General features: G+C 59.1%; 11 protein-coding genes. 4 read left to right on the forward strand and 7 right to left on the reverse strand.

Translation table 11 applies throughout. The annotated features are described in order from the left end of the window. Positions 1-21 precede the first annotated feature (21 nt). Positions 22-1,464 carry an ATPase domain-containing protein gene (locus tag C4J90_RS17535; RefSeq protein ID WP_164488035.1) on the reverse strand — a complete coding sequence of 481 codons (1,443 nt, stop codon included), beginning with the start codon at positions 1,462-1,464 and terminating at the stop codon, positions 22-24. A 486-nt stretch (positions 1,465-1,950) separates the two neighbouring features. Here C4J90_RS17535 and hchA point away from each other — a divergent pair, with 486 nt between their 5' ends. From hchA to C4J90_RS17550, 3 genes are all read left to right on the forward strand, one after another. Next, complete coding sequence (gene hchA, locus C4J90_RS17540) at positions 1,951-2,826, forward strand: glyoxalase III HchA (RefSeq protein WP_124420450.1); 876 nt, start codon at positions 1,951-1,953, stop codon at positions 2,824-2,826. Next, entirely contained in the window at positions 2,826-3,545 is a 720-nt protein-coding gene (locus C4J90_RS17545) for a PA1136 family autoinducer-binding transcriptional regulator (protein WP_124420451.1), read from the forward strand. Before hchA ends, C4J90_RS17545 begins: the two co-directional genes overlap by 1 nt. Positions 3,546-3,810: 265 nt before the next feature. Next, entirely contained in the window at positions 3,811-4,110 is a 300-nt protein-coding gene (locus tag C4J90_RS17550) for a hypothetical protein (protein ID WP_124420452.1), read from the forward strand. Between the two features lie 84 nt (positions 4,111-4,194). Here the strand turns inward: C4J90_RS17550 and C4J90_RS17555 are convergent, their stop codons facing one another. From C4J90_RS17555 to C4J90_RS17575, 5 genes are all read right to left on the reverse strand, one after another. Continuing rightward, a complete protein-coding gene (locus C4J90_RS17555; protein WP_124420453.1) occupies positions 4,195-4,566 on the reverse strand; it encodes a hypothetical protein in 372 nt (123 codons plus the stop codon). Between the two features lie 529 nt (positions 4,567-5,095). After that, positions 5,096-5,551, reverse strand: a complete 456-nt coding sequence (locus tag C4J90_RS17560; protein WP_124420454.1) for a thiol-disulfide oxidoreductase DCC family protein — start codon at positions 5,549-5,551, stop codon at positions 5,096-5,098. Between the two features lie 45 nt (positions 5,552-5,596). Further along, positions 5,597-5,830 carry a hypothetical protein gene (locus C4J90_RS17565; RefSeq protein WP_124367724.1) on the reverse strand — a complete coding sequence of 78 codons (234 nt, stop codon included), beginning with the start codon at positions 5,828-5,830 and terminating at the stop codon, positions 5,597-5,599. Positions 5,831-5,978: 148 nt separating this feature from the next. Beyond that, positions 5,979-6,695, reverse strand: a complete 717-nt coding sequence (locus C4J90_RS17570) for a hypothetical protein (RefSeq protein WP_124420455.1) — start codon at positions 6,693-6,695, stop codon at positions 5,979-5,981. A 135-nt stretch (positions 6,696-6,830) separates the two neighbouring features. Next, positions 6,831-8,285, reverse strand: a complete 1,455-nt coding sequence (locus C4J90_RS17575) for an MFS transporter (protein ID WP_124420456.1) — start codon at positions 8,283-8,285, stop codon at positions 6,831-6,833. Between the two features lie 133 nt (positions 8,286-8,418). On the opposite strand from C4J90_RS17575, the gene C4J90_RS17580 reads away from it, so the two are divergent. Beyond that, complete coding sequence (locus tag C4J90_RS17580; RefSeq protein ID WP_124420457.1) at positions 8,419-10,185, forward strand: S8/S53 family peptidase; 1,767 nt, start codon at positions 8,419-8,421, stop codon at positions 10,183-10,185. Between the two features lie 145 nt (positions 10,186-10,330). Here the strand turns inward: C4J90_RS17580 and C4J90_RS17585 are convergent, their stop codons facing one another. Further along, complete coding sequence (locus tag C4J90_RS17585; RefSeq protein WP_124420458.1) at positions 10,331-11,737, reverse strand: amino acid permease; 1,407 nt, start codon at positions 11,735-11,737, stop codon at positions 10,331-10,333. Positions 11,738-11,776 lie beyond the last annotated feature (39 nt).

The raw sequence follows: 11,776 nt of genomic DNA on the forward strand, positions 1-11,776 counted from the left end.
TAATTCAACCCGCGTAAAGGCTTAAGATTTTGAACCGGACGATGTCTCGACGTGGACTGAAGGTTCATGTCTCGAAGCCTTTTTCAGGAAAACGTCTTGATCACGAATGACGACCTCGAATCGCGAAGGGTCGTAAGAGCTGTCTCGTACTTTAAGAATGGAAAGCGTCCTGCTAAGTTCAGAGTGATTCTCATAGAATCGCATCAGCATCAGGTTGTCGACGATGCTGGACAGGTCAGAGTTCGGCGCGCTTACCTCTGAACCGAATAGATCGCGCATTTCCCAGGATGCAAATACCGTAACGCCTCTGGATCGCAGTTCGTTCATCAGAGCACTGAAGAAGTCAGTAATCCGCGCTGGATTGGTCGTGACTCGCGTCATGCCGCTTAGGCTATCGATGAACAAACGCTTGATGCCCTTTTCTTCGACGATACTCAACAGTCGTGCACCCAGCCCATCGAGAAGCCCCTCTGTGGTGGGCTGCCAGGCTATGTTCAACGCACCGCTATCTTCCATGCCCTTGATATCGATACCCAGTGATTGGCCTTTGAGTCGCAGCCGTTGTGGGCTTTCGTAGAAGCCAAAATGTAGGCCCGGCGCTTCCACAGTCGACTCAGCCAGGAACTTAAGACCCAGCGTCGTTTTACCAATCCCAGAGGGGCCTATGACCAGAGATACACTAGAGCTGTGCAGACCTCCACCTAATATGTCGTCCAGTGATTTAATGCCACTGGCGATACGCGTCATGTTAGCGCTATCGGGAGAAGACGGGTGGCTGTAGAGACTTTCGAGTCGCGGGTAAACCACCAAGCCCTTGTCGGTAATTTCACACTCGTGAAGACCGGTCATGGCTCCGCTGCCGCGAGTTTTGCGCAGTTGAATTCGACGCACTGAGCGAGTGCCATATAGCTCTTCGCCCATCTCTATGACGCCATCAACCATGGTGTGCTCAGGACTGCCGTCGTCGAGGCGGGAGCTGGTAAGAAACAGCACTGTGCAACCCGCAAAAGCGGCGTGGCCTTGCAGTTCAGAAATGAATTTCTTGGTGTCTATGTGTGAATCAGCTTTTGAGCGCGCATTGAGCAAACCGTCCACAACCATAACGGTGGCTTTCTGACGGCTTATCTCACGTCGAAGTAGTTTCACTACTTCATCCAAACCTTCGTTTTCCAGGGTGTCAAACGCGCTAACGAACTGGATTTCAGCCCCGACTTTGGACGAGTCGAAAAAGCTTAGAGTTGAAAGAAACTGAAAAAGGCGATCATGCGATTCAGCCAGCAGTGTGGCGACCAGAACCCGCCCCCCGCTATTCGCATGATGAAAACCAAGCTGGTTGGCGAGGATCGTTTTTCCAGACCCAGGGCGCCCTTGGATTATGTATGAAGCGCCTGCTACCAGCCCGCCCTTGAGCAGAGCGTCGAGCCCTTCGATTCCACTTTGGAGGCGTTTTAGCTTTTCCACGATGCGACCCTGATCTAAAAAACAGGCTGTTTAAGCCGAGTGGACAGAATGCTAACGCCAATTCTTCTTCGGAGCCATTCTGGTTGAGTATAAAGGTGGAGCGTTCTCGCACTCTGGTGTCATAAAAGCTGCCGACGAGCGGCTGCTTTTGGCCGACTGCTGCCCTTCGCGGCAGGCAGCTTAGGATCCCCTACGCACGCAGGGAAGCCAGCTAAACCACCGTCCGATGATGGATTGGAACTGCTAATCCTGCAGGCCTTGCATTCCTTGCCCTACAGAGCCACCTGAAAGCCGCGTACCACTTTTGTACCAACACAACTTCCAGGCATTGACGCCTTGCCCTTTACGAAAGGCTGCAATCGGCCAAAAGCAGCCGATCGGCGTACTGTATGGGTGCGGAAAATTCTTTGAGGGAAAACCCTCATTGCTGGGCCTGCGTCACGCTATTAGCATTGATTTCGACAATCGGCCCATTCGTAGGAGAAAACCATGACTACCTTGCAGAGTGACGACAAGCGCCCCACTCCGGATCAGGCAGAGGACAATGCCTTTTTCCCCTCTCCATACTCGCTAAGCCAATTTACCTCCCCAAAATCTGATTTGAGTGACGCGGATTACCCTAATCCTTACCAAGGTGGCCGCTGGAAGATATTGCTGATCGGCGCCGACGAGCGCTATTTACTGACCGACAACGGCACCATGTTTTCCACCGGTAATCACCCGGTCGAGACGTTGCTACCCATGTACCACCTCGACAAAGCCGGTTTCGCGTTCGACGTTGCGACCCTGTCAGGCAATCCGGTGAAGTTTGAGTTCTGGGCCATGCCTTCCGAAGATACCGAGGTTAAAAATTTCTACGCCAAATATCGCGAACAGTTCAAAAAACCATTGAAGCTTTCCGATGTGGTCGAAAAGGCACTGGGCGGGGATTCGGATTACATCGGGGTTTTCATACCTGGCGGACACGGCGCGCTGATTGGATTGCCGGAGAGTGCCAACGTGAAAGCGGCTTTGCATTGGGCAATCACCAACGACAAATTTGTGATTTCCCTATGTCACGGCCCAGCAGCAATGCTCGCAGCGGGTATTGGGGAGTCGAGGGATTCCTACATTTTCAACGGCTACAAGATCTGCGCATTTCCAGACAGTCTCGACGCAAAAACGCCCGACATCGGTTATATGCCTGGGCATTTGACCTGGAAATTTGGGGAGCAATTGAAAGCCCTGGGAGTTGAGATCGTCAACCAGGATATTTCAGGTGCAACACTCCAAGACCGCAAGTTGCTGACCGGCGACAGCCCACTGGCAGGCAATAATCTGGGCAAGTTGGCAGCTGAAGCATTGTTGAAAGAGGTCGCATCGTAGTGAGCGACGGGCCGGCCGAAACAGCGATGCGAGCTGCTCTGGAGATAGAGACGTCGCGCACACTTGAATCAATCAAGAAAGCCGTCAGGGGTTTTGCCACACCCTACGGCTATAATCGATTCGTGTTGTTTTCTGCATCGCCGGCAAGTGAAGAAGTGGTTGAGCATATCTACTGGGTCGAAGGCGATTGGTTCGATAACGGTCGATCGGTGGATGCCGAGACTTATGTTCGACATTGTCCGGTGACTCGCCACCTTCTGAATGCTCGGCAATCCTTCTTCTGGCAGAAAGAGCAGGTCAAGGGAGAAGAGCGCTACCGGGTGATTCGTTCTCCAGGTGACCCAGGGATTCAGGGGTTGCAGGTACCAGTTTTCGGCCCGCAGGGGCTTGAGGGCGCGATGAGCTTTGGGGGTGAGCCGGTGGATGGAAGCGCGCGGGTTCGCATGGGACTAAGCCTGGTTGCGACGGCCGCTTTTTTCGCAGCTAGGCGGTTGCTTGAGGCTCCACTGGACGAAACGTTACAAAGCCTTTCCCCGCGAGAGCGCGAAGTCATGGAATGGACGGCTGCCGGAAGACGGCAAGCGGATATTGCAGCAACTCTCGGTTTGTCGGAGCGTACGGTTGAAAATCACCTGCGCTCAGCGCGCCGACGTCTGGGCGTGACAACGACAGCACAAGCCATCAGGATGGCCATCCGTAACGGCGATATCGATGGTTAAGGACGCGGCGAGATCGAGTGGTAGAACGTTTGGACCTCCGAGTAGTTTCCTCAATGGGCTGATCTGAATGTCGGCTATTGGCCGTTAGCTGTCAGTCGCTCCATAGCCCCCACATCACCGCGAACCGTGCCGCAACTGCTGATCGCCCCACCCATGCTCCGGCGCGTGACTCACCACCACTGATGCAGTTGCACTCCCGAAACTGGGAACAACCCACTGCGCCGGTAAGTCTACCCGTCTCTACCCATCGTTAAGGCGCAGCGCAATGGACAAGACAATCACTCTGGATCAACTTGCTACCACTGACCTTCGATCGATCAACGAGATATGGCTCGGCGGGGCTCATACCCCGTTATGTCTATGGCGGGGTGAGCAAGTCTTCACCCATGAAATGCTCAGCGAAGGCACTCACGATCAGAATGTCCGGCGCCTGTGCTTGCAGTTGGTCAAGGCTGACGATCAAGGTGAAGTCGCCAGCGTTGAGTCGATCGCGCGCCAACGGCTGGAGGAGATGGGTAAGAACGGCGAGTTCTATCCGGCTGAGGATGTGGACACTCATCAATAGTTGCCTCGCCACTCTAAAGGCCTCAGCACGTTACATGAGCGTCAGTTGCTACCCAACGAACTCTCGATACTTTTGGCCACGGCCCTACCCCTTTACCGAATGCCGCTTGGCCAGGCGCAGACGCCAATTCCCACCATGTTGGAGATGGCATTCCTCCTCGGAATCGAATCCTACGCAGCGGTGCAGTAACGGCAGATCCACACCGGCATCGCTCAGCGCGGTGCCTGTCAGTTCACGCATTCGCTGGTCTTCTCCCTTGGCCAGGGCTTGCTCCTTGCTTGTTCGGGTATCGAATACCCAGATCACTCGCAGGCTTTGGGGGAAAGCGGCGTAGTCGACTTCATGGGTCAGCCATTCAAAGCCGGGGATTTCAGCCTTGGCGGTTTCACAGGCTTCGGTCAGGGCGGCAACCAGACGACGTTCGATACCTGCGCTGTCGCGTTTGGTGGAGGGCATTGCGGGCTCCGGTGGGAAAGCGAAAGATGAACCAATAAAAAATATCACAGAGTGGCTTTATGCGATCTAGTCTCTATCAGGCAAAACAGCAGCTCATAGGGACGGTAAACAGTACTCATCGCTTAACTAATCGAGGGATCGAACATGTTGAAGTCACTCAATATCATGGCAACTGCATTGGTGTTGGCCGGAATAATCTCCACCAGTACTTATGCAGCCGACACACCAAAAGCTGAAGCGGCGGCGCGCGGTCAGAGTATCGGCACCGCAACAGTTGCAGCGAATGCTCCAATGCCATGCCCACCTGCAAATCGAGGGGCCAGCGCGACGGGAACCGCGCCTGGCACCGATCATGCCGCCTGCACAGCCGCCAAGAACAATGCGAGACAGGCATTGCGCGCCCGAGTGCCTCAAACCTGCGCGGCTTACATTTCGTCAACCAGACCCTGCGAAGTCGTTAACTAACGCACCCTGGGTTCAGCTTGAAAAGTCCGCCGCAGAACCTGCGGCGGCAACCAACATCACAGGTTTAGCAGGCGCCCCCCTTCAAAAAACGTTCTTCATGATCGGGGTCGGGCAACAGGCAGGTGTCATATTTTCCGAAGAGTCGATAGCGGTTTAAAGCAATGCGATCATAGGCCCAATCCCGAATTGGGCGTGGGATGCCACGCAACAGCCCCAGTGGGCGCCAGCCGGCAGGCAGTTGGGCAATGATTTCGAAAACCGCATTTGAGCGCACCCAGTAATGCCGGTCACGAATTACCGCCATGGTATCGAACTGATCCAACGGCAGCCCTGCCCAGGCGAGCAGCGCCTGGCCCTCTGGCGACTGTACAGCCGCCAATCGCACGCGCCGTTGACGATCATGGCGAATCAGGAACCGAGCCCAGCCATTGCACAGCTTGCACACGCCGTCGAAGAGCACCACGGTCTCGCCTGGATTGAGGAAAGGCGCGGGAGAGGGGCGGGTTTGGGACGCTGGCATGAGCATGGGTCCAATCGGGCCGGCTTCATCAGGACCGACTGACCCTCAGCCCTTCAACTCACTGGCCCGATTGCTCGCCGCATCATCGTAAGCCACATACAACGACTCGGCGATTTGGCTCTTGATAGCCTTGCTGGATTCCAGGCCCAACACAAAACCCTCGGCTTTGCCGCCCGCACGGTTGAGTTCTTCGTGGGTGGCAGCGCCGGTGATGGCGTCGAGGAGTTTGGCAGCAACGGGGCCGACGCCTTTGGGCAGGGAGATTTGGTCGATGGACATGGCGGTACCTTTAAAAAATGAACGGTAGCGCATAGATCACTGCCGGGAGAGGCATGGTAGACCAGCTGGCAAGGAAAGGGGCTACTTTGCGCCGAAAGTGGCTAAATACCTGCCCCGCTCGCTGAGCCTCACACAACCCATTGCGCCGTTAGTACGCCTGCGCCGCACGCCGCGCATACATCGCCTGCTCCGTCTCCGCCGTGGCCCGCTCACCTTTGTAGGTCAGTTGAATGATAAAAAACCGTTCCCTGCCACCCTTCACATCCGAAGGGTCATAGGTTCTGAACAACGGCGCCAGATCAATGGTCTTGGCGAAATTTTCGTTGGTCAGGCTGTAGTAGCCCATGCCGCTGCCGGACCAGGGCGAGCCGGCGTCTGTCATGTCGATGGCGGCGTTGCGGAAGGTCACGGCGGCCGCTTTCAAATCAGCGGAGCCATTGAGCAGTTCGGTGAGCCGCTTGATATTCGCGTCGCTCAGCTGACCGGCCTTGTCGATGACTTTCAGGCGGCCATCGGCTTCGACGGTAAAACCATAATCGGTTCTGGCCAGGTCGGGGGCGGTGCTCTTAAGGGTGGATGCGAACGCGGTGAAGGCACTTTTGAGCACCGCCTGGGCACTATGGAAGCGGTCGACGAAGCGAGGAAATTCCGGTGATTCGGAGCGGCCGACCCACACGTCGGTCACCTGCGGTGGCTCGCTCGCGGTTTGGGCGGTTTCGCTGGGATGATAGACCGCCGCCGGCCCGGCATTTGCCAAAGGTTGCTTGGCCGCCTCCGGCAATGCCTGGGGCGTCAGTTTCTGCTCGGAAGGCGCAAGTCGGATATTGGCAGGGGCTATAGTGGTAGCGCTGATGGAGAGTGTCATTTCAATCGGTCCATGATCGGCGGGTTCATGGAGGTTATCGACGTGAAAGGCTCGATCTTTAGGCCCGCTGGGGACGTAAACAATCGTCGTTGCACCTCGAGCACCAACGGCCTGGGCGCGCCCACCTGCCTGCCCTCAATCAGCCGCCTGCGACAATGGTCGCGCCACCTGCTCCAATGCCTTGCGCTCGGCCGCCACACCCCAAATTGCCTGCACCAGGGCAGCCGCACACATCAACGCTGCCCCGATCAAATACCCCACAAACAAACTCCCGCGCTGTTGCGTCTGTATCAACTGCCCAAACAAGGTCGGCCCGATGATCCCGCCCAGCCCCGTGCCGAACGCATAGAACACCGCAATCGCCAGCGCGCGTATTTCCAGCGGGAAGGTCTCGGCCACGGTCAGGTACGCTGAACTCGCCGCTGCCGAGGCGAAGAAGAAGATCACCATCCAGGCCACGGCTTGCTGGGTCACGTCGAACCAGCCTTGCTGGAACGCGTAGCCACTGAGCGCCAGCAACACGCCGGAGGTGGCGTAGGTGAAGCTGATCATCACGCGCCGGCCGACCACGTCAAACAACCGCCCCAGCAGCAGCGGCCCGCAGAAGTTGCCGAGGGCGAGCGGCAAGACGTACCAGCCGACGCGCTCGGCGGGCACGTCGTAGAAGTCGGTGAGCACCAGCGCGTAGGTGAAGAAGATCGCGTTGTAGAAGAATGCCTGGGCGGTGAGCAGGGTCATGCCGACCAGGGCGCGACGGCGAAAGCTGACGAACAGGGTGTGGAAAATCTCCGCCAGCGGTGTGTGGTCGCGCGCGTGCAGCCGCAACGGCGGGGCGGTCACTGGGGCCAGTGCGTGGCCTTGTTCGCGCAGGCGCGCTTCGATGCCGTCGACGATGCGCCGCGCTTCGTCGTGTTGGTCATGGATCAACAACCAGCGCGGGCTTTCCGGCAGCCACAGGCGCATCACCAGGATGACCAGGCCCAGCGCGGCACCGATGCCGAAGCACAGGCGCCAGCCGAGGTCGCCGCCGACGATCTGCGGGTCGAGCAACACAATGGCGCCACCGGCCCCCAGGGCGGCACCCAGCCAGAAGGTGCCGTTGATGGTCAGGTCGACCCAGCCGCGATAACGCGCCGGGGTGAATTCCTGGATGGTCGAGTTGATTGCGGTGTATTCGCCACCGATGCCCATGCCGGTCAGGAAGCGGAACAGCAGGAAGGTTTCCAGGTTGAAGGAGAACGCCGTGGCTGCGGTGGCGCCCACGTAAAGCCACAGAGTGATGAAGAACAGCTTGCGTCGCCCCAGACGGTCGGTGAGCCAGCCGAACAGCAGCGCACCCAGCACGGCGCCAGCGATGTAGACGCCACCGGCAAGGCCAATGTCGACGTTGCTGAAGTTCAGGCCGGTGCTGCTTTTCAGCGCGCCGGACACCGAGCCGGCCAAGGTCACTTCCAGGCCGTCGAGCAGCCAGGTGATCCCCAGGGCGAACACCAGCAAGGTGTGGAAACGGCCCCAGGGCAAGCGGTCCAGGCGCGCGGGCAGGTCGGTCTCGAACAGCGTGCCAGGGGTGTTTGAGTGTGGCTGGGTCATTGTCACATCCGTCCATGTGCACTGCCTCGTCCAGTTAGGAGTGAGGCTGTGGCAAGGGAGTTCAACGTGGTCGCGCTGAACGAACGGCGGGTGGGTGGAGTCGCAGTATCAGGCCCCGGCAAGGAACCCACTGATGCCTCTGAATAATGCTGCCCTCGCGATGCTGCTCACCCTGGCCGCCAGCACGGCGGCCATGGCACAGGAACCGCTGCGACTGGAAAACCTGAAACGCTGCGGCGACCTGCTGCAAAGCCGGGAGCAGGATTGGTGCCTGAGTGCGCGCGGGCTGGGTGAAGCAACGCCGCAGGTGAAACTGGCGGGCAAGGCGCTGCCGGCACAAGCCCTCCAGCGTGACGGCGACCAGTTGCGCCTGCGCCTGGACAGCACGCGCTACCAGAGCGGCCCGTTGTGGCTCGAAGACGGCCCGCGCGCCAGCAACGCGGCCTGGCTGACCCTGCGCAATAGCCATGTCGTCGCCGCCGGGCCCAGCGAAGTGGCGAAGAACATGGACGGCCTGACCACCTATGTCGACCTGGTCAGCGTGCTGATCGAGGAAGACCGCGATGGCCGCCAGGAAGCCGAGCGCCTCGCGCGCAAATATGGCGCGAGCGTGGTCGGCAGTATCGTGCCGCTGAACCTCTTCCAACTGCGCCTGCCGGCCATCGACCTGCTGCAGCGCGACGCGTTGGTGCTACGCCTGGGCAGCGAGACCAGCGTGGATGCGGTGGTGATCGAAGAATCCGCCGCCGAAGAGGCCGAGCACGCCGCCACGCGCCACGAAAAACCGAAGAAGCCATCGCCCGACTCCGATGAATGGGCCGCCAACCGATTTCTCGATGCGGTGGCCTATTATCAGCGGCGCATCCCGGGCCAACACACACCTATCACGCCGCAACCGGTGCGCATCGGCCTGATCGAGCGCGGCGTGGATTTCGACACCGCAGATTTCGCTGACTACCTGGGCGCCTGCGCCCCCAGGCGTACCTGCGTCTACGCCCGCGATACGGGTGCGGCGAGCGGCCATGGCACCACCGTCGCCGGTATTCTCGCGGCAGGCTGGGACAACGGCGGCAACACCGGTTTTTTACGTGGGCTGGACAAGGCCAGCGGTGGCTTTGACGTGATTGTCGAGCGCAACTCCGATGCCGGTATCACTGCCAACATCGCCGCCTCGGTCAACCTCGTGGAGGACGGGGTGCGCGTGCTCAACTGGAGCTGGGGCATTCATCGCGTCGGAACCAAGGACGTCAATGGCAATGACGTCGACTCGCTGGTGCGCTCGGGAATTGCCATGAGTGGCTACGAAGAATTGCTCGAAGAGTTCTTCCTGTGGCTGCGCAAGGAACACCCTGATGTGATCGTGGTGAATTCCGCCGGTAACGGTTCGGCATTCTCTGGCAGCGACGAGTACCGCCTGCCCTCCTCCTTCATCACCGAGCAGTTGCTGGTGGTGGGCGGACACCAGCGTAACGTGCGTGGCGGCGTTGCCGTCGATGACCCGGCCTATGCCCTTACACGCAGCTCCTCGAATGTGGACATGCGCGTCGACATCACTGCTGCCGCCTGCGCCCACGCGTCCACGCCCGACGCCGGCCAGGAAGGCGCCGTGCATTGCGGCACCTCCTACGCCACGCCGATGGTCGCAGGCTTGCTGGCGGCGATGCTGTCGATCAATCCGCAGCTGCAACCCGAACAGCTGCGCATGCTGTTGCGCCGCAGCGCCATGGCGATCGGCGAGAACCACGACTTTGAACGCAGCGACGCCCAGGACCTCACCGCGCCGATCCTTCCGTCGGAGCGCAACTACCAGCTCAACGACAAGGACGTCGGGCGCTCGGCTCGGTTGGATATGCAAAAGGCGCTGGACCTGGCGGTGCAAAGCCGGACGCGGGTGCGCTGAACCGCACCTGATCGTTCCCACGCTCTGCGTGGGAATGCCTCCTGGGACGCTCCGCGTCCCACCTACTGCGTACAGATGACGCAGAGCGTCACGGCCTGCATTCCCACGCGGGAGCGTGGGAACGATCTTTGAACCGGGCACATGATCAGGAGTGTTCCAGCGCCACCGGTTTGACCGCCTGCCCCTGCTGACGCGAAGTGACCAGGCCGATAAACGAGATCACCAGGGCCAGGCCAATCGTCGAGGATACTTCGGTGCGGTGTTCCGGCGTCACCATCATCACGGCCAGCGCCGCGCAGATGAACACGATGACCAGATAAGTCAGCCAGGGGAACAGCCACATGCGAAAGGTCAGCTCGACGTTCTGCTTGAGCAGCAGCCGACGCATGCGCAGTTGCGAGATGGCGATGACCAGGTACACCAGCAACGCGATGGCACCGGAACTGGCAAGCAGAAACTGGAACAGGCCAGCGGGCATGAAGTAACTCAGCAGCGTCACTCCCGCACCCAGGATGGTGCTGGCAATCACCGCCGCCCTGGGCACGCCCGCCGCAGACGTACGTTTAAGGGCGCGTGGCGCATCGCCGCGTTTACCCAGGGAGAACAGCATGCGCGAGGAGATGTAGATCGAGGAGTTCATGCAACTGGCCACGGCGATCAACACCACCAGGTCGACCATGAACTTGGCGTTGGGAATGTTCATCAACTCCAGCGCACGCTGGTAAGAGCCCACGGATGCCAGCAGGGGATCGTTCCACGGCACCACGGAAATAACGATCGAGATCGACAACAGGTAAAACACGCCGATGCGCCAGATTACCGAGCGGGTCGCCTTGGCGATGTTTTGCGCCGGGTTGCTCGATTCGGCCGCGGCGATGGTCACCGCCTCGGTCCCGATGAAACTGAACATGATGGTGATGAATGCCCCCACTACGGCCGATAGGCCATTGGGTGCAAAGCCGCCGTGCTCTTGCATCAAGCGGCTCAAGCCGCTGGCTTCACGATCCGGAATCCAGCCCATCAGCACGCTGAACCCCAGGCCGATGAAACCGACGATGGCGATGATCTTGGCCATCGCGAACCAGAACTCGAACTCGCCATATTTGGCAACGCTGAACAGGTTGGTGATCACCAGCAAAATGATCGACAACAACGCAAACAACCATGCATCGACCTGAGGAAACCACTGATTGAGCACATGCCCGGCAGCCAGCGCCTCGATCGGAATCACCAACACCCAGAACCACCAATACAACCAGCCGATGGTGAAGCTTGCCCAACGGCCAATGGCCTGGTCGGCATAGGTGGAAAACGAGCCGGTGTCGGGGCGCGCCACCGCCATCTCCCCGAGCATGCGCATCACCAGCACCACCAGCAGGCCGGAGCACAGATAAGCCAGCAACACCGCCGGCCCCGCCGCCGCGATGGCATGCCCGGAACCGACAAACAACCCCGCGCCGATGATGCCTGCGATGGACAACATGGTGACGTGGCGCGGCTTGAAACCCTGCGCCAGCTGAGCGTTGGAATCGTTGGAGTTGAGACTATTCATTGTTTTTGTGGTTCTCGGGCGACCAATACCCCTCACCTT

The organism is Pseudomonas sp. R2-60-08W (assembly GCF_003852335.1).
Classification (GTDB): Bacteria; Pseudomonadota; Gammaproteobacteria; order Pseudomonadales; family Pseudomonadaceae; genus Aquipseudomonas.